The sequence below is a fragment of the Edaphobacter flagellatus genome (genome assembly GCF_025264665.1).
Classification (GTDB): domain Bacteria; phylum Acidobacteriota; class Terriglobia; order Terriglobales; family Acidobacteriaceae; genus Edaphobacter; species Edaphobacter flagellatus.
The window spans coordinates 386,710-412,094 of record NZ_CP073697.1; the positions used below are offsets into that span (position 1 = coordinate 386,710).

The following is a 25,385-nucleotide window of genomic DNA, read 5'->3' on the forward strand; positions in this document are numbered from 1 at the left end:
ATCACTGGAAACCACGCGCAGGCGGACGGTGCATCGTTGCCGTTTCCCACGCGTCTAATTGGGGAGAGCGATGAGTAATCCGACGAAAGAAACATTAAGCACAGACGTCCGCAAACTTCCCATGATGCCCATCCGCGACATGGTCATCTTCCCGCACATGATGACTCCGTTTGTCGTGGGCCGCGAATCCAGCGTGCGTGCTCTGGAAGAGGCGCTTTCGGGTGACCGCAAGATCTTTCTGGCAACGCAGCACGATGCCTCGATCGACGAGCCAACAGCTGATGACATCTATGCAACCGGAACAATCGGCAACATTGTGCAGAGCGTCAAGATGCCGGACGGCAACATCAAGGTTCTGGTTGAAGGTGTTGAGCGTGCACGCGCGATTGAAGTGAACGATTCGGACGGCTTCTTTGTCGCTACGGTTCGCACAGGAAAAACACAGCTGGAGCAGACGCCTCAGGTCGAGCAGTTGATGCAGCGTGTTCACTCGTTGTTTGAGCAGTACGTGAAGCTACAGCAGTCGCTGAACTACGAGACGATGGCTGCGAGCGTACGTCCTGATGAGCCTGCAAAGCTAGCCGATATCATCGCGGCAAACCTGCAACTTCCTATCGAAGAAAAGCAACAGTTGCTTGAGGTCTTCGATCCTGAGCAACGTCTAGTACGCGTCGCCGACGTGCTCGACCTCGCCATTGAAAAGCTGAACATGGATCGCACGATTCAGTCGCGCGTGAAGCGGCAGATGGAGAAGGCGCAGAAAGAGTATTACCTCAACGAGAAGATTAAGGCGATCCAGAAGGAGCTTGGCCGCGGTGAGAAGTCGGAGTTCGATGAGCTGAAGAAGAAGATCGAAGCTGCCGGCATGCCGAAGGAAGCGCTGGACAAGTCGCTGCAGGAGTTGAAGAAGCTGGAAGCAATGCCTCCAATGTCGGCCGAGTCGACAGTGTCGCGCAACTATCTCGACTGGCTGCTGGCTGTGCCGTGGAAAAAGAAGTCCAAGGACATTCGTTCTATCGATTATGCCGAGAAGGTTTTGAACGAGGACCATTACGGCCTTGAGAAGATCAAGGAGCGCATTCTTGAGTTCCTTGCTGTTCGTCAGTTGGTGAAGAATCCGAAGGGGTCGATTCTCTGCTTCGTTGGGCCTCCAGGCGTCGGTAAGACTTCGCTGGGCATGTCGATCGCGAAGGCGACGGGACGCAAATTTGTGCGTATGTCGCTGGGCGGCGTTCGCGATGAGGCCGAGATTCGCGGCCATCGTCGCACTTACATCGGCGCTTTGCCGGGGCAGATCATTCAGTCGATGAAGAAGGCAGGGACGAAGAATCCGGTCTTCATGCTGGATGAGATCGACAAGATGGCTTCGGACTTCCGCGGCGATCCGGCGAGCGCTCTGCTTGAGGTTCTCGATCCTGAGCAGAACACTTCGTTCCAGGATCACTATCTCGACGTCGAATACGATCTGTCACAGGTTCTGTTTGTTGCGACCGCGAATGTGCTGCACACGATTCCCGGGCCGCTGCAGGATCGCATGGAGATTCTGCGTCTGCACGGTTATACCGAGATCGAGAAGCTTGAAATCGCCAAGCAGTATCTGGTCAAGAAGCAGCGCGAGGCGACTGGCCTGACGGAAGAGCAGATCCTGTTCGAGGACGATGCAATCCGGCAGATTATTCGTGCCTATACGCGCGAAGCTGGCGTTCGCAATCTCGAGCGCGAGATCGGTAATGTCTGCCGCAAAGTCGCGCGTCGCGTGGTGAAGAATGGTCCGACGCACAAGGAGACGATTACGGCGGACAATATTGCCGATCTGCTTGGCGTGGCGAAGTTCCGCGATTCGCAGGTGCATGAGAAGAGCGAGGTCGGGCTTGTTACCGGATTGGCCTGGACCGAAGTTGGTGGCTCGATTCTGCAGACCGAGGTTCAGGTTCTGGACGGCAAAGGCAAGCTGACGACGACGGGACAGCTTGGCGATGTGATGCAGGAGTCGGCTCAGGCTGCTCTGAGCTATATCCGTTCGCGCGCGCCGCAGCTGGGGCTGGCGAAGGACTTCTATCGCAACGTCGATATCCATGTTCACGTCCCTGAGGGAGCGATTCCGAAGGACGGTCCTTCGGCGGGCATCACGCTTGCGACCGGGCTGGCGAGCGCACTGACCAAGATCAAGGTTCGTCGCGACATTGCGATGACCGGCGAAGTCACGCTGCGCGGCAAGGTGCTTCCGATCGGCGGTCTGAAGGAGAAGCTGCTGGCTGCGCATCGCGCAGGGATCTTCGAGGCGATTCTCCCTGAAGACAACCAGAAGGATCTGGCTGATCTTCCTGAGCTGTTGAAGACGTCGATGAAGCTGCACTTCGTCGCAGATATGGATCAGGTGCTGCAGATTGCCCTGGAGGGCAAGCTGCCAGAGCTGAAGGAAGAGGCTCCGGAGGCGCTGGGCGCGGTGCTCCCACCGTCGATCGAGGTGCCCCAACCGACGGCGCGCCAGTAGGGGGGCCCCCTCCCCCCTTCTATGGGCTAAACCTTCTGGTTTGTTTTATTTATGCGTTTTACACAGCGCAAAATATTGATAACAAACCGGTTAAACCTAAAAATGTAGATTCTAAAGAAGATAGCCCCCGGTCTGGCCGGGGGCTATTGTTTTCTCCCACTGAATTCCAGTGTAGCAAAACGGGTGGGGGGGAATCGGCACTTTTTTCGAGGCTTATTCGCTTTGTTATGTGCAAGTTACAATTTAAGGGGGCTTGACAAGATTCGTAAGCTAGACCGATCGCCGACCGCTGACAAAATGCATGATGATGGACAAGACAGCCAGGATCAGCAGCAAATGGATAAAAATTCCCGCCGTCTTGAAGACCAGGAAGCCGCCCAGCCAAAGTGCAACCAGAACAATCGCAAGTATAAGAAACATAATTTGATATTTCCTCTCTCAGGGGTTTACGACCCGTGCTTTTCAGGTAGGAGGGTAAAACCCCGTCTATCCGTTGTCTGGCCAATGGAAAAGAGCGCACCCATTGGGATGCGCTCTTTAGGTTGCATGAACGTTGAGGCTAGAGAAGGCCGCCTGCAATGGAAGGGATGAGCATGACTTCGTCGCCATCCTGGAAGGTATAGGCCTCTCCACCGAGGAAGCGGATGTCTTCGTCGTTGACATAGATGTTGATGAAGCGGCGAAGCTTGCCATCCTCACCCTTGATCTGCGTCGAGAGCGCCGGGAAGGTCTGGTCGATGTCGGCCAGCAGGGCTGAAAGGTTCTCAGCCGGAGAGTCAAACTGCTTCTTGCCAGCGGTGTGCCGGGTGAAAGCGGTCGGAAGGGTTACTTTGATAGACACGTTCAATTTCCTCCTGCAACTGCAAGTTCGGGCTCCGCGACACCGTCGAGCTCGCGGAGATAAGCGTCGAAGTCAGCCAGGCGCGGACGGACGGCGCGCTCCTGCTGATAGTGGCCGACGAGCGCATCGGTCGTCTTGAGACCGTTGCCGGTGATGCAGCTGACGGTGACCTCGTCGGGCGAGATGCGGCCCAGAGCGTAGAGACGCGCGGTAACGGCGGTGGTGACGCCGCCAGCGGTCTCGGTGAAGATGCCTTCGGTCTCGGCAAGCTCCTGGATGCCGGAGACGACCTCGACGTCGGAGACGTCCTCAGCCCATCCGCCGGTCTGCTGGATCATCTTAGCGGCTGCCGGGCCGTCGGCCGGATTGCCGATCGCGAGCGAGCGTGCGATGGTGTTGGGGCGCTGCGGCTCAATGTAGTCCCAGCCCTGCTTGACGGCATGCGAGATGGGCGAGCAGCCGGTGGCCTGAGCGCCGAAGAAGCGGACGGGCTTGTCTTCGACGAGGCCGAGGTAGATGAGCTCCTGGAATGCTTTGCGAATCTTGCGAATGAGAGAGCCACCAGCCATGGGGACGACAACGTTGTCGGGAAGACGCCAGCCGAGCTGCTCGGCGATCTCGTAGCCAACAGTCTTCGAACCCTCGGCGTAGTAGGGGCGGAGATTGACGTTGACGAAGCCCCAGTTGTATTCGTCGGCGATGAGGGTGCAGAGGCGGTTGACGTGGTCGTAATTGCCGTCGATGCGTACGAGGCGTGCGCCGTAGACCTGCGTGTTGAGGATCTTGGCGGGCTCGAGGTCGGCAGGCACCAGAACGCAGGCCTTGAGGCCGAGACGCACGGCCTGAGCGGCAACGGAGTTGGCGAGGTTGCCGGTCGAGGAGCAGCCGACGGTCTCGAAGCCGAAGCCCTGTGCGTTGGCGAGTGCGACGGAAACGACACGGTCTTTGAAGCTGAGCGTCGGGAAGCAGACGGCGTCGTTCTTGACGTAGAGATGGTTGGCACCGATGCGCTTGCCGAGGTTCTTTGCGCGGACGAGCGGCGTGAAGCCTACAGGCAGGTCGGGCTGGAACCCCTTGGGCAGAGGCAGCAGCGTGGCATAGCGCCAGATGTTGGCCGGTCCCTGAGCGATGGCCTCGCGGGTAAATACGCCGCGTGCTGCATCGAGATCGTAGGTGACTTCAAGAGGGGCCAGGCAGTCGGGGCAGGCCGAGAGGGGCTGATTGCCGAACCGTTTGCCGCACTCATTGCACTTCAACTCATACGCCACAGCCGAACACGAATAGCTCATTACGCTCTCTCCGGAGAGGAAGAGGTAACTGCGCTGTGACGTCTCTCGAGGAAGAACTGCATATGCAAAGGCACATACAGTCCGGGGTGGACTGAAGTTCGTGGGGCCAATGGGGTATGCCCCTCGAATCTCATGTTCCCTGTTTCCAGGAGAGAGTTGACACCGGTCGCCCGAAATAATGGTTTCAGGCCGGTTGTCGTGGCGTCACAGGGCTCGTCCCTCAACCACTCTTCATGAAATTCGCGTCTGTGTTGGGATATCCCGCAACAGACTGAATAGATATGTTGTATCACAGGTAAACAGGTGCTGCAAGAATCGCCTGCTTCCCTGAGACGTAGCGGTTCATTCCGCGCCATGCTCCAGCGTCTTGTTTTTGGCGCGCGTGGTGAATTTGCTCAGGATGAACTCCTGCGCGAGTGCATTGGCCATGCGGCCTGCGGTTGTGGTTGCCACTGTCGTGAAGACGAGTCCTGCGCCGCGGTTCGACGGTGGGTAGTAGAGATTGGAAATCGCTCCGGATGCGAGATCGCCGCCGATGCTGGAATAGTTGATCTGCCACTTGCCATTGTCTCCCCTGGCCCAAAAAGGAGCAGACAGGGCGTGAAGCATGCGCGACCTGACGGTACCGGTTCCTCGATAGAAATAACGTGGGTCCTGATGAAGAAGGGATGGCAGGATGGCGCCTCCGATGAGAATGCCTGTGGCGCCATCGGCATAGGCTGCACCGAAGCGCTGGCCGTAGCCTTTGGCTCCCTGCACGTAGTTTGGGGTGTCGGCCGCCTGATTGATGCCGGCGAGAAAACCTGCGCCCGCGAAGGTTACGACATCGGTAGACGCCTTGAGCGCGAGATCGAACTTCATCTTCGAGGTCAGAGGCACGGTGTTGGGATCGTACGCAATGTAGAAGTTGGGCACGATACCAAAGACGCGCTGCTGCTCAGCAGCATGTACCTGCTCGAGCGCCAGCTCTTCCTGCGTGACTGCGGTGACGGATGTTTCGACAAGCGATATCTTGAGCTTGATCTCTGAGAGATCCCATTGCTGGCCCGGTGCGAGCGTGATCGGAGATGAACTCCAATCGGCGAATCCTTTGGCCGATACGGCGACATGAAGCGAAACTGCCGGGTGAACGCCGCTGAGCGTAAACGAGCCGTCACTGCTTGTCATTATGGCTTGATGATCATTAGGCTGTGGGCCATCGACAGTTACAGCCGCATTCGGGATGACTCCGCCATCCGCGTCGACGACCGTGCCTACGATGCTTCCGGGCTGCGGCTCGGGACCAGACGCCAGCTGGGCCTTCGCAATGAGCGATACGCTCCAGAGAAACACGAGTAGCAATAGCCGTCTGATCTGCATTATGCTGAGGCACCCACCTCTAATGCAGATGCTTAAACATCAGGAACGATGCGGGTATTTGCGATTGTTTACAAGTCCGTTACATCGAAGATTTCTATGTACCTGAAAGCAGGTGCGGCTCAGGAAGGGTCGTAATTGAGATTCGGTCCCAGCCAACGCTCGACCTCGGCAATGGTCATGCCTTTGCGCTGGTGATAGTCGGCAACCTGATCGCGATCGATCTTACCGAGCGAGAAATAACGCGATTCAGGATGCGCGAAATAGAGCCCGCTGATGCTGGAGCCGGGCCACATGGCGAAGGATTCGGTGATCTGTATGCCGGTGTTGGCTTCGACGTCGAGCAGGCTCCAGATGGTTCCCTTCTCGGTGTGATCGGGGCAGGCAGGATAGCCAGGGGCGGGACGGATGCCGCGATATTTTTCGTGGATGAGGTCTTCGTTACTGAGGTTCTCGCTTGCTCCGTAACCCCACTCCTGACGCACGCACTTGTGCAGGCATTCGGCGAAGGCTTCGGCGAGGCGGTCGGCGATGGCCTCGGCCATGATGGCGGAGTAGTCGTCGTTATCGGCACGGAAGCGCTCGCAGAGTGCTTTGAGGCCGATGCCGCTAGTGACAGCGAAGGCTCCAATGGTGTCGGCGAGGCCGGTCTGTTTCGGTGCAATGAAGTCGGAGAGCGAGCGGCAGGGCTCGTTGCCTTCGCGATTGACCTGCTGGCGCAGGAAGTGGAAGCGCGTGAGGATGGTGGAGCGTGTGGCGTCGGTGTAGAGCTCAACGTCGTCGCTTACGGCGTTGGCTGGGAAGATCCCGTAGACGCCGCGCGCGGTGATGAGATTGTTCTCGATTATGCGATCGAGGAGCGCGTTGCCTTCCTTGAGAAGCTGGCGAGCCTGTGCCCCGTATTCTTCATGATCGAGAATGCGCGGATAGATGCCTTTGAGTCCCCAGGCGTGGAAGAAGGGGGACCAGTCGATGAACTCGCGCAGGGTTGCGAGCGGGAAGTTGTCGAGCACGCGGATGCCGGTGAATGAAGGCACGGCAATGTCTTCGGCGCGCCACTCGATGGGAGTGCGGCGGGCGCGGGCAGTCTCAAGCGGCACGGCGGTGAGACGAGGTGCAGCGTGTGAGCGGCGCACGGATTCGTATTCGGCGCGATGCTGCTTGATGAAGGCTTCGCGGCTCTCTTCGCTCAGGAGGCTGGTGGAGACGGGAACGGCGCGGCTGGCGTCGAGCACATGCACGACGGGCTCGCTGTAGTGCGGAGCAATCTTGATGGCAGTATGGGCACGGCTCGTGGTTGCTCCGCCAATGAGCAGAGGCTGCTTGAAGCCCTGGCGCTCCATCTCGCGGGCGACGTGCACCATCTCATCGAGCGATGGAGTGATGAGGCCGCTGAGGCCGATAATGTCTGCCTTGACCTCTTTGGCGCGCTCGAGGATTTTTTCAGCAGGAACCATCACGCCGAGGTCGATGACTTCGTAGTTGTTGCAGGCGAGGACTACTCCGACAATGTTTTTGCCGATGTCGTGCACGTCTCCCTTGACGGTGGCGAGAACGATCTTGCCTTGCGTCCTGACCTCTTTGCCTGCGGCGGCGAGGGCTGCCTTCTCCTCCTCCATAAACGGCGTAAGGTAGGCGACCGCCTTTTTCATGACGCGAGCTGATTTGACGACCTGAGGCAGAAACATCTTGCCTGCGCCGAAGAGATCGCCGACGACACTCATGCCGCTCATCAGCGGGCCTTCGATAACCAGGAGCGGACGGCCCAGCTTTGCACGCGCTTCCTCGGTGTCGATCTCGATATACGTGTCGACGCCTTTGACGAGAGCGTGGGTAAGGCGCTCTTCGACAGTACCGGTGCGCCATGCTTCGGCCTTCTTCTCGGTTGCGACAGAGTCGGTACCAGCAGCTTTGAGCGCTTCGCCAAAGTCAACGAGACGCTCGGTGGCATCGGGGCGGCGATTGAGCAGGACGTCTTCGACAAGCGTCTTGAGCTCGGGCTCGATCTCTTCGTAGATCTCAAGCTGGCCGGCGTTGACGATGCCCATGTCGAGCCCAGCGGCGATGGCATGATAGAGAAACGCCGCGTGCATGGCTTCGCGGACTTTGTTATTGCCGCGAAAGCTGAAGGAGATGTTGGAGACGCCGCCGGAGACCTTGGCGTGCGGAAGGTTCGCCTTGATCCAGCGTGTCGCGTTGATGAAGTCGACGGCGTAGTTGTTGTGCTCCTCCATGCCGGTGGCGACGGTGAGGATGTTGGGATCGAAGATGATGTCCTGTGGCGGGAAGCCCATCTCGACGAGGATGCGATAGGCGCGTTCGCAGATGCGGATCTTGTCTTCGTAGGTGGCTGCCTGTCCCTGCTCATCGAAGGCCATGACGACGACGGCTGCGCCATACTTGAGCACCGTACGGGCGTGCTTGCGGAACGTCTCCTCGCCTTCCTTCAGAGAGATGGAGTTGACGATTCCCTTGCCCTGAAGGCATTTGAGCCCGGCTTCGATGACTGCCCACTTGGAGGAGTCGACCATGAAAGGGACCTTGGCGACTTCGGGCTCGCTGGCGAGCAGCTGCAGGAAGCGTGTCATGGCCTGCACGCCATCGATCATGCCCTCATCCATGCAGATATCGAGGACATTGGCGCCGTTCTCTACCTGCTGGCGGGCGATACTGACGGCCTCTTCGTACTTGCCTTCTTTGATGAGACGCGCAAACCTGGGCGAACCGGCTACGTTTGTCCGCTCGCCAATCATCATGAAGACGCCGGGCTGCTGCGTGAAGGGCTGCGAGCCTGAGAGACGAAGCGGTTTGGTTTCTATGGTTGAGGCTTCGTTCACGCTGCAACCTCAGTGTGTCGACGAAGGCTGCGTGGAGCCTGGCCTTCGAGCGCCTTCGCGATAGCCGCGATGTGCTCGGGTGTGTTCCCGCAGCAGCCGCCCGCGATGTTGATGAGGCTGCCTCGCGCGAAGTCGCCAAGGTAACGAGCCATGTCTTCGGGCTGGAAGTCGAAGCCGGTGGGCGAAAGCGGATTGGGCAGGCCAGCGTTTGGATAGGCCGAGATGGCGGCACTTGATTTCCCGGACAGCTCTTCGAGAAAGGGATACATCAGATCCGGGCCGAGCGAGCAGTTGAGTCCAACGGAGAGCGGGTTGGCATGCTCGACTGCATTCCAGAAGGCCTCGACGGTCTGCGCGGAGATCATCGTCTCGCCACCGCGACCGACGGCAGCGGAGATCATGATGGGCAGTTCTCTTCCCTGTGCGGTGAGACCGTCTTCGTCGAAGACCTCGCGGATGGCAACGAGCGCGGCCTTGGCGTTGAGTGAGTCGAAGATCGTCTCGACCAGAAGCAGGTCGGAGCCGCCAGCGATAAGCGCGCGCACCTGTTCGGCGTAGGCGGTCTTCACCTGATCAAAGGTGACGACGCGGAAGCCGGGGTCGTCGGCATCGGGCGAGTTCGAGAGCGAGACGGTCAACGGTCCGATAGCTCCAGCGACGAAGCGCTGACGGCCGGTCTGGTTGGCGACACGGTCGGCCCACTCACGACACTGACGCGAAGACTGCTCGTTGATCTCCCACGCAAGGTCGCTGAGCATGCGGTTGTCGATGATTTTCTGATAGAACTCGGGATCTTTGCGCCCGCCGTGCTCGCGCGGGTCGTCGACGAAGAACTCGCTCTGGGCGATGCTGGTTGCGCCGAAGGTATTGGTCTCGATGATGTCGGCACCCGCTTCGAGAAAACGACGGTGAATGTCGCCGATCATCACGGGCTGCGTGAGCGAGAAGAGATCGCCGTTATTCAGCAGGTCCTTCTTCGCATCTTTGAACCGCTCGCCGCGGATGTCCGCCTCTTTCATATCGTAGGTGCGGATGGTTGTGCCCATCGCTCCATCGATGATGGCAATCCGGTTCTCGAGAATCTTTTCAAGAGGATGCTGACGAGTGATCATCTTTATCTGACGTCCTTCGGACATTGCGCGATGCACTTTCCGCCTGACTGAAGCACGGAAGGCCGCTGCAACGATGTTTCCTAATACCTTGAAATCAGGCGAGTATATCGGCCTGGTCGCGGTCTGAAAGCACGGCGTCGGGCATGTGCGGACCACTGGAAACCAGCAGGTCTTCCTTACGCATAACCAGGGTGGTGGCGTTCAGCGATGCCAGCTCGAAACCGTGGCCGTGCGTGATGGCGTCTGTCGGGCAGGCCTCGACACAGTAACCGCAGAAGATGCAGCGGTTGTAGTCGATGTTGTAGACCTTGGCATAGCGCTCGGACGAGGAAATGCGATGCTCGGCGGTGTTTTCTGCCGCTTCGATGTAGATGCAGTTCGAGGGGCAGGCGGCCGCGCACAGGAAGCAGGCAACGCATTTTTCCAGGCCATTTTCGTCACGCTGCAACTGGTGCTTCCCGCGGAAACGCTCCTGGAACTTGGCACCACGCATGGGTCCTTTACCGTCGGGGTAGTTCTCTACCTCAGTCGGCTGAAAGGCCTCTCTCAGCGTGACGCTCATTCCTTTGACGATAGCGGTGGCGTTGCGAACGATGGACATGCATTAAGTATAGCCTGAGCGACCCATTCGCTCTGCGGCATCTCGATCCCAAGTGAGCAGCCTGAGGTTAGGATAGTGCCATGACAGATCGACGGTCCTCTCTTCTGCTGGCGATTGCGATGGTTACCGCCACCTCCTGCTTTGCCTTTGGACAGGCTGCAACCGAGCATCAGCACGCCAAAGCGCCGGTTTCAACTGAGTTGAAGGTCACCGTAGACGGTAAATCGACCACCCTGAGCGTCGCCGATCTTGCCGCGATGCCTCAGAAGACGATTACCGTGCACAACGAGCATACGAAGGCGGATGAAAGCTATACCGGCGTGGCGCTGGGTGATCTGCTGGCTAAATACGGCTTTGCGGTCGGTCCGTCGACGCACCGGAAGATGTTGCGGAGCTACATCAGCGCCGAGGGTACGGATAAGTATTGGGTACTCTACTCTGCAACCGAAGTGGAAGGCTCGGAGCATGCCGCCGATGTGATTGTGGCCACGAGCATGAACGGCAAGCCGCTTGGAGACGATGGGCAGATCAAGCTGATCGACAGTGCAGACAAGAAGCCTCAACGGTGGGTGCGGAATCTGACAGCGATTACGCTGGTGACGGTCGAGTAGCTACTCGATTCCGAGCTTCTTCCATATTGTGTCAACTCGCGCTTTTACCGCAGCGTCCATGGTGAGCATAGGGGGCCAGGGACGGGTGAAGCCTTCGGCCGCCCATTTACGCGTGGCGTCGATGCCCATCTTGCTGCCGTAGTTGGGCAGGCGGCTGGCATGGTCGAGCGAGTCGACGGGCCCAAGGGTGAACTGGATGTCGCGCTCGGGGTCGATGTTGTTGGAGACGCGAAGAACGACCTCAGCGACGTCCTGCACATCACAGTCTTCGTCGACGACGACGATGCACTTGGTGAACATCGCCTGTCCCATCGCCCAGATGCCGTTCATCACCTTGCGGGCGTGGCCGGCGTAGGACTTCTTAATCGACACGATCATGAGGTTATGAAAGACACCTTCGGGTGGCAGGTTGACGTCGCGGATCTCCGGTAGCGTGAGCTGCATCAGGGGCAGGAAGATACGCTCGACGGCCTTGCCCATCCAGGCGTCTTCCATGGGCGGCTTGCCGACGATGGTGGCAGCATAGACTGGGTCTTTGCGGTGGGTGATGCAGGTGATGTGGAAGACCGGGTAGTCGTCCTGCATGGTGTAGAAGCCGGTGTGATCGCCGAAGGGGCCTTCGGTGCGCAGCTCCCCAAGCTCGACATAGCCTTCGAGGATGTACTCGGCGTTGGCGGGGACTTCGAGATCGACGGTCTCGGCCTTGACCAGCTCGAGCGGCTTCTGACGCAGGAAGCCTGCGATGAGGTACTCCTCGACATCGGGCGGTGCGGGGACGATGGCACTGAAGGTCGTTGCCGGATCGGTGCCGATGGCGACGGCGACCTCCATACGACCATCGCGAATCTTACCGAGCGTAGCCTGCGGGATGGACTCGAGTGACTGGGCTACGGTGGTGCCTCCAGCGGTGAGAGCCATCAGATCGACGGAGGCAGCGGTATCAGCAGAGGCGGCGCGCAGGCGCTCGCGCAGATGTTCGGCGGCGACCTTTTGACGCTGCCAGTGCATGCCGGTCGTCTTGCCGTCGTAGACCTGCATGCGGTACATGCCGACGTTGCGCTTGCCGGTGTGGGGGTCTTTGGTGATGACGCAGGGTAAGGTGATGAAGCGTCCGCCGTCCTGTGGCCAGGTCTTGAGGATGGGGACGCGGTTGAGATCGACCTCGTCTCCGCGAAGGATGACCTGCTTGCAGGGGGCGTCTTTGGCCGCGACCACCTTGGGGAAGAAGCCACCGACCTCGGCGAGCTTGGGCAGCATCTTCAGCTTGTCCATCAGGGTGGTCGGGGTTTCGGGCTTCAGCAGCAGGCGGATGCGGTCGGCGATCGCATCGAGCGAATCGGTCTCGAGCGCGAGACGCATGCGACGCTCGCTGCCGAACTGGTTCATCAGGACGCGAGTGCCGGGATGGCCCTTGACGTTTTCAAAAAGAAGGGCGGGGCCGCCAGCCCTGGCAGTTCCCTTGCCCATCTTCGCGGCGCGGTCGGCGATCTCGGCCATCTCGAGGTTGGGATCGACCTCGACGGTGATGCGCTTGAGCTCGCCGGCCTTGTGCAGTGCGTTGATCCAGTCACGAAGATCGTCGTAAGCCAATTCCCACTCCCTTGCCGCGCAGAGAAGACGCAGCCGAGGTCTATGGTAACGGCTTGGGATGGAAGACGAGAAATCGCCGTCTCAAAACCATGAACATCAGAGCTTCACAAAGATCTTCTTTCGCCAGAGGATCCAGTTGGGGATGAAACAGACGAGCACGTATGCCAGCGCGAACGCGGCCGAGGTATTGTTGGTGGAGCCGTGGCTGGCGAAGATGTGCCAGTAGATCCAGTTCCACGCGGTGAGTGGCTTGCCGGTTGGGCCGATGTCGGAGGTATGGATGGCGTAGAGGGTCTTTTCGATGACAGCAGCCACCGTATAGGCCACGATGGCATTGGAGCCAAAAACCAGCCAGGGCCATGTGAGCTTACTGCCCAGCTTTGTCTCGTTGAAGCGGCGGATGTCGATGGCCCAATAGCAGGCAGCCAGCCCGACAAGAGCGCAGCCTGCGGCGAAGAGCACATACGAGCTGGTCCAGAGCTTTTTATTGATGGGAAACCAGATGTTCCAGACCAGGCCGGAACCGATTCCCAACAGGCCGAAGAGCAGGAAGCTGATAGCGCACTGCGCGCGCGTCATAACGGCAGATTTACCTTCGGCCATACGCAGCCAAAGCGCTGTCGCCGCGCCGATCAGGGTGGTTGCAACAGCTGGAATGGTGCTTAACAGGCCTTCGGGGTCGCGTGTGCCTTCGTAGAGACGACCGGTGTGGAGGGTGCGCTGAATGAATCCCATGATTCCCCGATCGAGCCATGCGGCCAGATTCTTGTCGGGGTCAAGTAGGGGGATATCGTGTGTCGGCACACCGAAGCCGGGTACGGGAACGTATCGCATCAGGACCCAGTACGCGATCAAAAGGACGGCTGAGATGGAGAGCAGCGTGCGAATGCGCTGCGTAGCCAGACAGATGAGCCCGGCGACCAGATAACAGAGGGCGATGCGAGGCAGGACGCCGTAAAGCCGTAGGTGTGTGAAATCGAAGCGCGGAAAGAGATTGATGAGCATCGCGACGACGAAGATCGTCACGGCACGGCGGAAGGTATGAATCGCGAGATCGCGCCTGCTGGCTCCGCGCTGGAGGCGCGAGTTGAGCGACAGGATGATGGACATGCCAACGACGAAGAGGAAGGTCGGGAAGACGAGGTCGGTCAGTGTCCAGCCATTCCATGCGGCGTGTTCAAGCTGGGTGTAGGTGTGGTGGCCGTCTCCTGCATCATTCACCAGGATCATGAAGGCGATGGTGATTCCCCGAAGCACATCGATAGACAGGACTCGATTCGATGGAGCCGTCACGGTCGTAGAGGCGGGAGTGGCCGCAGCAATGGTTGCAGGTTGAGATGCCATGGTGATCCATGATCGCTCAATTCATCGTATTTGTGCAGCCCCGGGAACAATTTCATGCAGTGAGGGGTCTAACGGAGTACGGACGCATTCCTCGCTCAATGCGCCCCTGAATCGAAGCTGGTTCGGAGGTGTTTATGTTCGAGGACAGTCTGGTCGAGTCGCAGGGTATCCCTGTTTCAAGCATGAAGCGCTGGACGATGGCAGGGTCTACGCTTCTACAGGCAGCCATCGCTGCGACGTTGATGATCCTTCCATTGCTGCATCCAGAGCGGCTGACGTTCCACGCCGATACGCCTCTGGTCTTTACGCCTCCCCCGCCGCGGCCTCCGTTGCAGGTGCAGCAGGTGAGAGCAACTACGAGCGATGCTATGGCGCCGGAGATACCTCTGGCGGCGGCGCATACAACGATTCTCATACCGCGTGATCCAGCTCCATCCGGCAATCCGCCGCCAGACATTGGACCGATCCAGATGGGCATGGGAAGTAACTCGGGGTTTCCATCCAGCGTGATCAGCTCTACAGGCAGTGGAACGAGACTATCCGTCGCGGCCAAGCCGCCCGAACAGCCTCTGCATGTCTCTACCGGAGTGTCGGCGGGGTTGTTGCTCTCGCAGATTCGCCCGGTCTATCCGACAATTGCGAAGGCTGCTGGAGTCTCAGGGGTCGTGGTAGTCGAAGCGGTAATCTCAAAAGCAGGCGCGGTTGAAAGCCTGCAGGTGGTCAGCGGGCCTCCTCTGTTGCGGAACGCGGCGTTGGACGCGATTCGAGCTGCACGGTATAGACCATATTTGCTGAATGGCGAGCCAACGGAGGTTCAGACGACCTTCACTGTTAACTTTAAGCTTGGGTCCTGATGCCTTGTACTGAAGAGAATTAGAGCAATGGCATGGCGGGCTTCGACTCTGGAGCCGGAGCGATCTCCGTCGTGAGGACAGCGGTTGTGGGGGTATCTGTTACGTAGTCGACCAGCGGATACCCGGCTTCTTTCCAGCCATCGAAGCCTCCGCGCAGAGGCCGGACGCGATAGACACCGATCTTATGAAGCTGCAAGGCAAGCTTGGCGCTGGTCTCCTCGTTGGGACAGGTGCAGTAGAGGACAACATCGCGATCGCGCGGAATGATTTCGCTGTGCTGCCGAATCTCATTCGGCCCGATGCGTAGCGATCCCGGGAGCACACGCGGGTCAGGCTTGTAGTCGAGTGGATGGCGGAGATCGACGATGAACGGGGCTGGCGTTCCGAGCCTCTCTGCCTGATCCATCATCTCCTTTAACTCGGCCGGCTCCAGACGCAGCTCGCGAACCTGCTGCAGGAACTTCCTCGTCTTGAGAAAGCGATAGGCCATAAAGCCAAGGACCATGAGAACGAAGATGGCGAAGGCGAATCGGCCAAGCCAGTGGAAGAATGGAGCGCTCTTTTGAGCCACGTCTCCGAAGAAGCGACCCGGCAGCAGGAAGGCCTCGGCCCAGATGAAGGAGCCAGCGAGATCCCAGAGAAAGAACTGACCATACGACATGCCGATCTGCCCCGCAATGGGAGGAGCTACCGTGCTGAGGCCAGGCACAAACTTTGAGAAGAGCAACGTCGAGTGGCCGCGGCGAGCGAAGTAGCCTTCGGTCTTGCTAACACAGGTAGAGGCTTCGAAGGAGAGACGGCACAACAGCTTCAGCACACTGTTGCCGTATCGACGCCCCATGAGGAACCAGATCGAATCGGAAACCATGCACGCTGCCAGAACTGCCAGCAAGGCAGACAGATGGTGGATACGGTGAGTCGCACTGAGCGTCCCTGCCGTAAGCAACAGAGGAACGCTGGGAACAGGAATGCCGATCTGCTCTACCAGAACCCATAGAAACAGGATCAGATAGGCATAGTGAACGAAGAATTCGAGTGCGATCGGCATAAATGAGGAACTTGATTTTACGGCAAAATGGCTTACAGCGATTGGATGTTAGCAGTTACTTAAAGATACATACGGGACCAACTACTGTTGTTGTAACAGCAGGCGGCGGATTTCCGCTTAAAAGAAAATCGGGCGGCCGATGCCGGCCGCCCGATCCACCCGACAGTGTTACTTTACGGAAACAATAGGCGTGACGGAGAAGCCAGGCCTCAAGGAGAGATCCTTGTTCTCATCAGCCAGATTGGTGAAGTCGATGCGCACCGGAATGCGCTGGACGACCTTGACGTAGTTACCCGTTGCGTTCTCAGGCGGAAAGAGCGAAAGACGTGAGCCTGTTGCTCCGCCGATCTGCTTCACCTTGCCGTGGAACTTGCGGCCACCCAGAGCGTCGACCTTGATCGTGACGTCCTGGCCGGGACGCATCTTGTCGAGCTGCGTCTCTTTGAAGTTCGCCGTCACCCAGAGGTCCGTCAGCGGAACGATTGTCAGCACATCCTGGCCGACGGAGAGATTCGCTCCTACCTGAACGTTCTTCTTGTTGACGATTCCGGAAACGGGAGCCGTAATACGCGTGTAGCTCAGGTTCAGCTTGGCCTGATCGACCCTGGCCTGTGCCTGCTTCACATCGGCGAGAGCCGCCTGTGCCCGGGCCTGCTGTACCTTCACCTGGCTGGGGCCGTTCTTCGCAGCCTGCATCGCCTGCGAACGAGCCTGAATCAGACGCTGTTGCGCCTGGCGAACCGCTTCCTGTTGGCCGATGAGGTTGGATTCAGCCTCGAGCACAGCAGCGCGGTTAGCGGCGGCCTGAGCGACTGCGGCGTCGAACTGCTGCTTGGAGATGACATCCTTCTCCACGAGCGGCTTGTAACGGTCGACGTCAAGATCGGACTTGATGGCATTCGCCTTGGCCTGCGCCACGCGAGCCTCCGCGGCCTGCACCTCTTTCTGCGACTGCGCTACGGCTGCCTGCGTTCCTTGTACATCGGAACTGGTCGTGTTGATGCTGGTGTTCGAGGTGATGCTCGTAATCGGCACCGTGACGTTGGCCTGAATGGCTGCGGCTTCCGCATTGGCAAGATTGGCCTGGGCCTGTTCGAGTGCGACCTGGAAGTCCTTGGGGTCAATCTCGGCGATCAGATCGCCTGCCTTCACGGCCTGGTTGTCTTCGACGTAGACCTTGATCACCTGACCGGCAATGCGGGAGCTGACCTGATAGAGGTCGCCATCCACCTGCGCGTCGTCCGTGTCCTCAGTAAACGTAGAGTGCCAGTAGAAGAGAGCTGCACCAATCGCAAGCAATGCTACGACGGCGATAACAACCAGCTTGCGCCGGGTCTTCTTCTCCGGAGACTCTTCTTCCACTTCCGGGGCGTTATTCTTTGTCTCTTGCTCTGCCAAGGTTACTTTCCTCCGAGATAATCTTTGTATTTTGCCTGGGCTGCGCCCAGGGCACGCGCCAAGGAGAGCTTGGCGATATTGTGCTGATAAAGAGCACTGATGTACTGGTCGTTCGCCTGCTCCGTCTGAGACTGAGCCTGCGAGACGGGAAGGTTATCCGAAACTCCAGCCTTGAAGCGCTGCTGCGCTTCGCTGAGCGCCTCGTTGGCCAGCTCTACATTGGAGTGCGTTGCTTCGACTAACTTTGCTGCAGCCTGAATATCGAGAAGGCTGTCGCGAACATCGGCATTGATCTGCTGCGCCTGATCGGCAAGGCGGGCGCGGGCCTGATCGTACTGTGCTCCGGCGACGTCCTCCTGCCCCTTCGTCTTTGCCACCTGAAGGATTGGGACCGTCACCTGCCCAGTCGCGGTATAGCTCGAATGCGAATGGCCAGGAGTTTGTCCGAGGTCACCGAAGTCTCCCGAGAAGCTGACGACGGGAAGCTGATAAGCCCAGGCCGAGGTCTTTTGTGCTTTGGCTGCGAGAACCTGCTCACCCGATGCGGCGAGATCCTTACGTGACTTGAGGGCCTGCTCGGCTGTCGCCTGCGGATCGATGTCGTTGAAGGCTGCATACGGCACAAGATCCGTCAGCTTGTAGTCCTGATCGAGCGGAAGGCCGATCACACGGGCCAGTGCCAGCTTGTCCTTGGCCAACTGGTTCTTTGCCGAGATCAAGGTCTGTTGCTCATTCTGATAATCCACCTGCGCGCGAAGCACATCGAGCTTTGGACTGGTACCGGCATCATGCGCAGCTACAGCCTGATCGAGCGAGACCTTCGAAGTTGCCAACGTGGCGGTAACCGATTCGACGCGAGCCTCATCTGCGACACACAATAGATACGCATTGCCGACGGTCAACACGACCAGATCGCGCGCATCGTCAGCAGTCAGCTTGGCTGCAGCAAAGTTATGTTTGGCCGCGATGTAGTTCTGCAGCGCAGAGACGTTCAGAAGATTTTGTGTCAGATAGGCACGAAAATCGACGACCTGGAAGGGTCCGACGATCGGATTGAGACCGGGAAACTTCAGACCGTACGCCGCAAGGTTCACCTGCTGCACGTTGATGCTGGCTGCACCGGTTGCCGTGGGCAGGAGAGCCTGCAGCTCTTCGAGCCTCTGGCCGTTTGCATTCTTCTGTGCAGCTCCCTGCAGGATGATGCCCAGGTTGTTGCGCAGTCCGCGCTGAATGGCATCATCGAGCGACAGATCCATCGTCGTTCCGGTCGATTTGCCCTCAACGATGGAGCCCTTGAAGGAATCCTGCGTGACCGTCGACCCGTTCTGCCCTGAGACGGTATAAAGCTGCTGCTGTGCGCCAGCGATCGGGGAGCTTTCAGGACCGGAGCTTGGTCCGGTCTGCGTAGGCCGCGGCTGATTGCCGGATGGCTGCGCCGCCTGCTGGCCCTGAGCCGATACGCTCAGCAACGTTAGGCCAAGAGCCGCAGTCACGCCTAGGGCAGTTGCCACATGCTTTCTTCTGGGTTGAACCATATTCTCGATGGTACCTGCATCCTCTGTATTTTGAACCCCGACTCATTACTCGGGCAGGGACCGGAGCATACCGCTCCACATGTCTTTCACAATTCAGATGCTTAGAAGCGCCGCGAGGCTCAAAAAGTTTTATGCGGTTATGCAACTTTCACACGACTTCTCACATCGACGACCATCGAACAATCTCCATAACCTACTGAAAACATCGTGACACAATGACCACAGGAGGATTCATGTCAGAGATTCGTGCTGCTGTCATCGGCTTCGGGCTTGCCGGCCGTGTATTTCACGCCCCCTTCATCCACGCGGTACCTGGATTGAAGCTTGAAGCGATTGTGCAACGCAAAGGCGACGAGGCCGCCAAGGCCTATCCTGACACACGCATCCTACGGTCATTTGATGAGGCCATCAGTGATCCCTCGATTCAATTGATCGTGGTGGCCACGCCTAACGAGACGCACTTCGACCTTGCCAGGCAAGCGCTGCTGGCGGGCAAGCACGTTGTAATCGACAAGCCGTTCTGCGCCACCAGTGCCGAGGCTCGTGAATTGATTCAGATTGCCGTGGATAAGAAGCTGATTGTGGCTCCGTATCACAATCGACGCTGGGATGGCGATTTTAAGACGGTGCGCAAGCTTCTTGAAACCAATGCCCTGGGCAGGCTTGTTACCTATGAATCGCACTTCGACCGCTTCCGCCCATTGCCGCGTGAAGGCACGTGGAAGGAGAGCGCGAATGACGCCAACGGCATGCTGTTCGACCTGGGGCCGCATCTTGTCGATCAGGCCACGTCTCTGTTCGGCACGCCTGAGGCAATTACCGCCAGCGTTCGGCGCGACCGGGATACAACCGGCATCGAGGACGCCTTTGACATCACGTTGCACTATCCCCGGATGCAGGCGATATGCCGCGCCACGATGGTGGCAGCCGATCCTGCGCCGCGTTTTCTGCTCCATGGCACCAAGGGGAGCTTCCGCAAATACGGCGTCGATCCACAGGAGCCTGCGCTGGTGGCAGGAAAGACCGTACCTCGGGTCGGCGATCCGCGTGTGTGGCTGGCTGAACGGCAGGAGGCATGGGGAACACTGACGATCGCTCCTGATCCTGCCAATCCGGGAGTTCTAGACAAAACACAGGTAAAGACGGAGCTAGGGGACTATCGCGATTTCTATGCCAACGTTCGCAATGCCATTCTCGGCACGGCTCCTCTGACAGTCAGCTCAGAGGATGGATATCGCGTTATCCGCCTGCTAGAGCTGGCACGCCAAAGCTCAGCTGAAGGCAGGACGATTCCCGTTTAACTTTTCTTCGTAACTCTGCGTCCATGACCTGCTCATTCCGTGCTTGTTAGAGTAGGTTCATGGACGTTGAAGTGAAGACAGGACGTGAAGCTCTTCCGCAGGGCTTTCAGTGGGGCGCGGTCAAAGCAGGAATCAAGGCAAGCGGGAATCTCGATCTCGCGGCAGCCGTCGCTCCAGAGGGAGCCAACGCCGCGGTGATGTTTACCAGCAATCAGGTTGTGGCAGCCCCTATCACGGTGGGACGCAGCCATATTGCTTCCTCGGGCGGCCGCGTGCGCGCGGTGCTGGTGAACGCGGGCAATGCCAACTGCGCGACAGGGAAAGCAGGCATCGATGCATGTTCGGCGACCTGCGCTGCCGCGGCGGAGACCTTTGGCTGCATCTTCGATGAGGTCTTCCCTTCTTCAACGGGTATCATCGGCGTTCCCTTCCCGGGCGATAAGGTGGTCGCCGCGCTGCCGGGTCTAAAGATATCGCTGGGCGCAACAGAGGAACACGCTGAGCTATTTGCCAAGGCCATCATGACGACCGACACGAAGATGAAGGTGGCTCGTACGGCAATCGATGTGAACGGCGTGAGCGTAACAATCTTCGGGGCGGCTAAAGGCGCAGGCATGATTCACCCTCGGCTGGGTCCGCCGGTGCCGCCCCATGCGACGATGCTGGTTTATCTGTTCACCGATATCGCAGCTGAGGGCACCGACCTGCGCGAGTTGCTGCAGCCGGCCGTCCACCAGAGCTTCAACTCCATCTCCATCGACGGCGACACCTCGACCAACGATACCGTGCTGCTGCTGGCGAGTGGAGCCAGTGGCGTAAAGCTTGACAGCATGCTGCGCGAGCGATTCGCCGATGCTCTTAATCGCGTCTGCCGCACGCTTGCACACAAGATCGTTGATGACGGCGAAGGTGTCACCCACGTCGTGACGCTCGATATCAGCGGAGCTCGCAACGAGGCCGAGGCTCGCCAGATCGCTCGTTCTATCGCCCACTCTCCTCTCTGCAAGACGGCATGGTCGAGCGCAGATCCGAACTGGGGACGGTTAATGGCAGCCGCAGGCTACTCCGGTGTAGAGTTCGATCCCGAAAACGTGATCGTCCGCATTGGGGATGTTCCTGTCTACGAGGGCGGGATGCGGTCACCCAACTTTGATGAAACGAAGGCCCACAAAGTGATGCAGCAACGCGAGTACACCATTGCCATCCATATGGGTCAGGGTGACGCCGGTTGCCGCTTCGTTACCTGCGACCTGACGGAGGAATATGTCCGAATCAATGCCGACTACTCCACCTAGACAACGCCGTTTCATAAGCTGAACCATAGGACAAATGCCCTGACCGGATCCGCTGTTCGCACGAGATTCCGGGGTGGCCGTGACGGTTGTAGGGTTTGGCGATTATCTTAGATGTGGCTAGTTTTTCTGCGCAGGAGTATTCCGGCGGAAAGATAGGGAGATAAGAACTGCTTATGACAACAAAGCTTGAGACCGCCGCTGCACAGGCCGACTTCACCAGGGAAGTTGCCGAATGGATCGAAGCCTTCGACGAGGTTGTAGCCGGAGATTGGGAGCAGAGCGCTGAATTGCTGGAAGCTCTCCGCACCCGCGCCCGCGAGGCCGGAGTTCCTGTACCCAGTGAGCTGACGACTCCTTATCAAAATACGATTCCCAAACACGACGAGGTTCCTTATCCCGGCGATCGTGCGCTGGAGCGGCGCGTCGAGGCTCTGATCCGTTGGAATGCGATGGCGATGGTCCATGGTCAGAATAAGAAAGACGCGGGCATCGGCGGGCATATTTCCACCTATTCCTCGCTGGCGACGCTTCTTGAGGTCGGCTTCAATCATTTCTTCCGGGCGAAATATTCCAGCCCCACCGGCGGCGCCGATCTGCCTGGAGATTTCGTCTACTTTCAGGGCCACGCCTCACCCGGCGTCTATGCTCGCGCCTTTCTTGAGGGCCGCTTTGACGAAAAGCGCCTTAAGAATTTCCGCCACGAGCTTCGTGGTGAGCCTGGCCTGTCGAGCTATCCGCATCCCTGGCTGATGCCGGACTTCTGGCGCTTCCCTACGGTTTCGATGGGCATCGGGCCATTGAATGCCATCTATCAGGCCCGCTTTATGCGCTATCTCGAAAACCGTGGCCTGATTGAGAAGAGCGACCGCAAGGTATGGGCCTTCGTCGGTGACGGCGAGACTGACGAGGTCGATTCACTGGGCGCTATCTCGCTCGGCTCGCGCGAGAAGCTTGACAACCTGATCTTCGTCGTCAACTGCAACCTGCAGCGTCTCGACGGCCCTGTGCGCGGCAACAAGCGCATTATCGACGAACTGGAGGGCATGTTCCGCGGTGCGGGGTGGAACGTCATCAAGGTCGTCTGGGGTTCGGACTGGGATGAGCTCTTCGAACGCGACCACCAGGGCTTGCTGCTGAAGCGAATGGAAGAGTGTGTCGACGGCGACTACCAAGCCTTCAAGGCCAAGGGCGGCGCTTACCTGCGTGAGCACTTCTTCGGCAAATATCCGGAGCTGCTGAAACTGGTTGAGGACAAGACCGACGAGCAGCTTGCACGCCTGCACCGCGGCGGTCATGACCCGGTCAAGATCTACAACGCTTACAAGCGCGCGCTCGAACATAAGGGCGGCCCAACGGTTATTCTTGCCAAAACGGTCAAGGGATACGGTCTGGGTTCCACCGAAGCACGTAACGCCTCGCACCAGGAAAAGAAGCTGACGGATGACTCGATGAAGTCGTTCATCGCACGCTTCGAGATTCCGGTTACCGAAGAGGACGCCAAGAACGGAGCCTTCCACCGCCCCGACGAATCTGCTCCTGAGATTCAGTACCTCCACGCTCGGCGCGCGGAGCTAGGCGGTTATCTGCCCAAGCGCGAAGTGCCGAAGATTGAGTTCAAGACACCGGCGCTGGATACGCTGAAGGAGTGGACGAGCGGGTCGAACAACCGTGCAGTCTCCACGACGATGGGTTTCGTCAGCCTACTGCGTCACCTGCTGAAGGACCCCTCGTTCGGCCAGCTGGTTGTTCCTATCGTTCCCGACGAAGGACGCACCTTCGGGCTCGAATCGGTCATCAAGCAGGTCGGCATCTATGCTCCGGAAGGCCAGAAGTATACCCCGCACGACTCCGACATGCTGCTGAGCTACCGCGAGGAGAAGAACGGGCAGATTCTGGAAGAAGGCATTACTGAGGCTGGTTCGATGGCTTCATTCACGGCGGCGGGAACTGCTTATTCCAACTATCGCCTGCCGATGATTCCCTTCTACATGTACTATTCGATGTTTGGCTTCCAACGTATCGGCGACATGGCGTGGGCCTTTGCCGATTCGCGCGGCAAGGGCTTCCTGATGGGAGGAACCGCTGGCCGCACTACCATGCTGGGCGAAGGCTTGCAGCATCAGGACGGTCACAGCCACGTGCTGTCGAGCACCATTCCTACCTGCCTAAGCTACGATCCTGCGTTTGTATACGAGCTGGCCGTGATTGTGCAGGACGGCCTGCGGCGCATGTACGAAAAAGCAGAAGATTGCTTCTACTACATCACCATGTACAACGAAGATTATGCGATGCCACCGATGCCCGAGGGTGTCACCGAAGGCATCCTGCGTGGTTTGTATAAGCTGAAGCCCGCCATCAAGGGTGAGGCCGTCGCGCAGCTCTTCGGCAGCGGCCCCATTCTGAACGAAGTGCTGCGGGCGCAGGAGATTCTCTCTTCGAAGTATGGCGTTGAGACCGATGTATGGAGCGTCACCAGCTACAGCGAGCTGCGGCGCGACGCACTCGCCATCGAGCGCTGGAACCGTCTGCATCCTGCAGAAGCGTTGAAGAAGAACTATCTGGAGACGACGCTGGAAGGCGCCAAGGGGCCGATTATCGCGGCAAGCGATTATATGAAGGTGCTTCCGGATGCGCTTTCGCCGTGGCTTCCTGCAAGGCTGGTCACGCTGGGAACGGACGGGTTCGGACGCAGCGACAATCGCGAGCACCTGCGTCGACACTTTGAGGTCAATGCCGAAGCTATTGCTGCTGCAACGCTCTCAAGGCTGGCTCGTGACGGCAAGTTCAAACCCAAGGCCGCCCAGAAGGCTCTGGTTGAACTTGGCGTCGACACTGAAGCAGGCGATCCGGCGCGCGCGTAGGACAGCTACATTAGTAATTAGCATCAGGACAGAGAGGGTTCCACACGGAACCCTCTCTGTGTATGGAGAGACAGGACGAAGATGGCAGTCAAGGACAAAAAAGAGGCGGGCGAGAATCCTCTTGTACCCAATGCAAAGTTACGTGCCATGTACGTGGCCATGATTGAAGCGAGGACTTTGGAGGACACCGCGACAGCGAAGGCTCGCGGCAAAGGCCGCAGGCTGAAACTCACTTCGATTCGCGGTCAGGAAGCCGTCCGCACCAGTACCGCGATCGAGCTTGGAGCAGATGATCTGATCAGCGACTATGCTCCCAGCGCGGGTATGGGTTCGATCCTCGGCGATGATCCGATCGGCCTTCTTAAGGCTTTCTCCTCCGGCAAGAACAAGAAGATACCTCGCCTTCTCCCAACGATCGAAGACTCTGAACAGCGCGTAGAGATGGCGATCGGTGCAGCTCTTGCTTTGAAGACACAGGGACGCCAGGGTGTTGTTGTCGTCTATATCGGCAAGAATGAGTTGAGCTCGCAAGCTTACGCCAGGCTGCTAAAGCCAGCGGCCCATTACGAACTCCCGATCATCTTCGTTGTCCTGCCTGGTATGTCACGCCGCAAAGACGATGACGATCTTGCCGTGGTTGCGAAGATGGCGGGGAAATCGGGGGTTCCCGGGATTCCCGTCGATTCCTGCGATGCGGTTGCACTTTACCGTGTTACGCAGGAATCTCTGGGCCGTACACGCAGCGGAGATGGTCCGGTATTAATCGAATGCGTGTTCTGGCCCACTGCACGCAACTCAAAAAGCGCGCTCTCCGATCCAATGGAACATATGGAACAGTTCCTGCTCGGCCGTAAGATCGTGACGCCAGCATGGCTCAAGCAGGCCTCCAAAGCTGCTCGCAGGCGGCTTAAAACCATACGAAGAGCATCAAAGTAGGTACACGAGGGAGTTGAATCGGATAACAGGCATGGGATGCCGTGCCCCCGTGAGAACCCTCAAAGACTACACTTGAAGTAGC

At 58.5% G+C, this 25,385-nt stretch carries 19 protein-coding genes and 1 riboswitch; of the genes, 7 read left to right on the forward strand and 12 right to left on the reverse strand.

Going from position 1 to position 25,385, the window contains the following annotated elements:
• Positions 1–70: 70 nt before the first annotated feature.
• Positions 71–2,494 (forward strand): endopeptidase La, encoded by a 2,424-nt coding sequence (gene lon, locus KFE13_RS01620; RefSeq protein ID WP_260705381.1) that lies wholly within the window; start codon positions 71–73, stop codon positions 2,492–2,494.
• Between the two features lie 270 nt (positions 2,495–2,764).
• Here lon and KFE13_RS01625 read toward each other — a convergent pair whose 3' ends face one another.
• The 7 genes from KFE13_RS01625 to KFE13_RS01655 form a co-directional block, all read right to left on the reverse strand.
• On the reverse strand, positions 2,765–2,914 hold the full coding sequence (locus KFE13_RS01625) for a lmo0937 family membrane protein (protein WP_260705382.1): 150 nt from the start codon (positions 2,912–2,914) through the stop codon (positions 2,765–2,767).
• 139 nt (positions 2,915–3,053) lie between these two features.
• The gene (locus KFE13_RS01630) at positions 3,054–3,335 is read right to left on the reverse strand and encodes a MoaD/ThiS family protein (RefSeq protein ID WP_260705383.1); all 282 of its coding nucleotides are present in this window, start codon (positions 3,333–3,335) and stop codon (positions 3,054–3,056) included.
• Between the two features lie 2 nt (positions 3,336–3,337).
• Positions 3,338–4,624 carry a threonine synthase gene (thrC, locus tag KFE13_RS01635; RefSeq protein WP_260705384.1) on the reverse strand — a complete coding sequence of 429 codons (1,287 nt, stop codon included), beginning with the start codon at positions 4,622–4,624 and terminating at the stop codon, positions 3,338–3,340.
• Positions 4,625–4,751: 127 nt separating this feature from the next.
• Positions 4,752–4,864: riboswitch (SAM riboswitch) on the reverse strand.
• Positions 4,865–4,966: 102 nt separating this feature from the next.
• Positions 4,967–5,983, reverse strand: coding sequence for a carboxypeptidase-like regulatory domain-containing protein (locus tag KFE13_RS01640; RefSeq protein WP_260705385.1), 1,017 nt, complete (start codon positions 5,981–5,983; stop codon positions 4,967–4,969).
• 119 nt (positions 5,984–6,102) lie between these two features.
• Positions 6,103–8,817 carry a methionine synthase gene (metH, locus tag KFE13_RS01645; protein WP_260705386.1) on the reverse strand — a complete coding sequence of 905 codons (2,715 nt, stop codon included), beginning with the start codon at positions 8,815–8,817 and terminating at the stop codon, positions 6,103–6,105.
• Complete coding sequence (locus KFE13_RS01650) at positions 8,814–9,953, reverse strand: homocysteine S-methyltransferase family protein (protein ID WP_260705387.1); 1,140 nt, start codon at positions 9,951–9,953, stop codon at positions 8,814–8,816. Before KFE13_RS01650 ends, metH begins: the two co-directional genes overlap by 4 nt.
• Positions 9,954–10,023: 70 nt before the next feature.
• Positions 10,024–10,530, reverse strand: a complete 507-nt coding sequence (locus KFE13_RS01655) for a NuoI/complex I 23 kDa subunit family protein (RefSeq protein ID WP_260705388.1) — start codon at positions 10,528–10,530, stop codon at positions 10,024–10,026.
• Positions 10,531–10,610: 80 nt separating this feature from the next.
• Between KFE13_RS01655 and KFE13_RS01660 the strand changes: the two genes are divergently transcribed.
• The gene (locus tag KFE13_RS01660; protein ID WP_260705389.1) at positions 10,611–11,141 is read left to right on the forward strand and encodes a molybdopterin-dependent oxidoreductase; all 531 of its coding nucleotides are present in this window, start codon (positions 10,611–10,613) and stop codon (positions 11,139–11,141) included.
• On the opposite strand, the gene KFE13_RS01665 is transcribed toward KFE13_RS01660, so the two are convergent.
• Together KFE13_RS01665 and KFE13_RS01670 are read right to left on the reverse strand one after the other, a co-directional pair.
• On the reverse strand, positions 11,142–12,731 hold the full coding sequence (locus KFE13_RS01665; protein ID WP_260705390.1) for a UbiD family decarboxylase: 1,590 nt from the start codon (positions 12,729–12,731) through the stop codon (positions 11,142–11,144). It abuts the gene before it with no gap.
• 96 nt (positions 12,732–12,827) lie between these two features.
• Positions 12,828–14,075, reverse strand: coding sequence for an acyltransferase family protein (locus tag KFE13_RS01670; protein ID WP_260705391.1), 1,248 nt, complete (start codon positions 14,073–14,075; stop codon positions 12,828–12,830).
• 134 nt (positions 14,076–14,209) lie between these two features.
• Between KFE13_RS01670 and KFE13_RS01675 the strand changes: the two genes are divergently transcribed.
• Positions 14,210–14,929 (forward strand): energy transducer TonB, encoded by a 720-nt coding sequence (locus tag KFE13_RS01675; protein WP_260705392.1) that lies wholly within the window; start codon positions 14,210–14,212, stop codon positions 14,927–14,929.
• A 19-nt stretch (positions 14,930–14,948) separates the two neighbouring features.
• On the opposite strand, the gene KFE13_RS01680 is transcribed toward KFE13_RS01675, so the two are convergent.
• The 3 genes from KFE13_RS01680 to KFE13_RS01690 form a co-directional block, all read right to left on the reverse strand.
• Entirely contained in the window at positions 14,949–15,977 is a 1,029-nt protein-coding gene (locus tag KFE13_RS01680) for a VTT domain-containing protein (RefSeq protein WP_260705393.1), read from the reverse strand.
• Between the two features lie 168 nt (positions 15,978–16,145).
• The gene (locus KFE13_RS01685; protein ID WP_260705394.1) at positions 16,146–17,375 is read right to left on the reverse strand and encodes an HlyD family secretion protein; all 1,230 of its coding nucleotides are present in this window, start codon (positions 17,373–17,375) and stop codon (positions 16,146–16,148) included.
• A gap of 2 nt (positions 17,376–17,377) precedes the next feature.
• Positions 17,378–18,886 (reverse strand): TolC family protein, encoded by a 1,509-nt coding sequence (locus tag KFE13_RS01690; RefSeq protein WP_260705395.1) that lies wholly within the window; start codon positions 18,884–18,886, stop codon positions 17,378–17,380.
• 257 nt (positions 18,887–19,143) lie between these two features.
• On the opposite strand from KFE13_RS01690, the gene KFE13_RS01695 reads away from it, so the two are divergent.
• The 4 genes from KFE13_RS01695 to KFE13_RS01710 all read left to right on the forward strand — a co-directional run bounded on the left by KFE13_RS01695 (position 19,144) and on the right by KFE13_RS01710 (position 25,303).
• Positions 19,144–20,211: a Gfo/Idh/MocA family oxidoreductase gene (locus tag KFE13_RS01695; RefSeq protein WP_260705396.1), complete on the forward strand. Its 1,068-nt coding sequence runs from the start codon at positions 19,144–19,146 to the stop codon at positions 20,209–20,211.
• Positions 20,212–20,270: 59 nt separating this feature from the next.
• Entirely contained in the window at positions 20,271–21,506 is a 1,236-nt protein-coding gene (gene argJ / locus KFE13_RS01700) for a bifunctional glutamate N-acetyltransferase/amino-acid acetyltransferase ArgJ (RefSeq protein WP_260705397.1), read from the forward strand.
• Positions 21,507–21,679: 173 nt separating this feature from the next.
• Positions 21,680–24,367, forward strand: a complete 2,688-nt coding sequence (gene aceE, locus KFE13_RS01705; protein ID WP_260705398.1) for a pyruvate dehydrogenase (acetyl-transferring), homodimeric type — start codon at positions 21,680–21,682, stop codon at positions 24,365–24,367.
• 81 nt (positions 24,368–24,448) lie between these two features.
• Positions 24,449–25,303, forward strand: a complete 855-nt coding sequence (locus tag KFE13_RS01710; protein WP_260705399.1) for a thiamine pyrophosphate-dependent enzyme — start codon at positions 24,449–24,451, stop codon at positions 25,301–25,303.
• Positions 25,304–25,385 lie beyond the last annotated feature (82 nt).

What these genes read in the sequence shown, in the direction of transcription:
- lon (WP_260705381.1), top strand. Translation starts at nt 71, where the DNA reads ATGAGTAATCCGACGAAAGAAACATTAAGCACAGACGTCCGCAAACTT.
- KFE13_RS01625 (WP_260705382.1), bottom strand. Translation starts at nt 2,914, where the DNA reads ATGTTTCTTATACTTGCGATTGTTCTGGTTGCACTTTGGCTGGGCGGC.
- thrC (WP_260705384.1), bottom strand. Translation starts at nt 4,624, where the DNA reads ATGAGCTATTCGTGTTCGGCTGTGGCGTATGAGTTGAAGTGCAATGAG.
- KFE13_RS01640 (WP_260705385.1), bottom strand. Translation starts at nt 5,983, where the DNA reads ATGCAGATCAGACGGCTATTGCTACTCGTGTTTCTCTGGAGCGTATCG.
- KFE13_RS01650 (WP_260705387.1), bottom strand. Translation starts at nt 9,953, where the DNA reads ATGTCCGAAGGACGTCAGATAAAGATGATCACTCGTCAGCATCCTCTT.
- KFE13_RS01655 (WP_260705388.1), bottom strand. Translation starts at nt 10,530, where the DNA reads ATGTCCATCGTTCGCAACGCCACCGCTATCGTCAAAGGAATGAGCGTC.
- KFE13_RS01660 (WP_260705389.1), top strand. Translation starts at nt 10,611, where the DNA reads ATGACAGATCGACGGTCCTCTCTTCTGCTGGCGATTGCGATGGTTACC.
- KFE13_RS01670 (WP_260705391.1), bottom strand. Translation starts at nt 14,075, where the DNA reads ATGGCATCTCAACCTGCAACCATTGCTGCGGCCACTCCCGCCTCTACG.
- KFE13_RS01675 (WP_260705392.1), top strand. Translation starts at nt 14,210, where the DNA reads ATGTTCGAGGACAGTCTGGTCGAGTCGCAGGGTATCCCTGTTTCAAGC.
- KFE13_RS01680 (WP_260705393.1), bottom strand. Translation starts at nt 15,977, where the DNA reads ATGCCGATCGCACTCGAATTCTTCGTTCACTATGCCTATCTGATCCTG.
- KFE13_RS01695 (WP_260705396.1), top strand. Translation starts at nt 19,144, where the DNA reads ATGTCAGAGATTCGTGCTGCTGTCATCGGCTTCGGGCTTGCCGGCCGT.
- argJ (WP_260705397.1), top strand. Translation starts at nt 20,271, where the DNA reads ATGGACGTTGAAGTGAAGACAGGACGTGAAGCTCTTCCGCAGGGCTTT.
- aceE (WP_260705398.1), top strand. Translation starts at nt 21,680, where the DNA reads ATGACAACAAAGCTTGAGACCGCCGCTGCACAGGCCGACTTCACCAGG.
- KFE13_RS01710 (WP_260705399.1), top strand. Translation starts at nt 24,449, where the DNA reads ATGGCAGTCAAGGACAAAAAAGAGGCGGGCGAGAATCCTCTTGTACCC.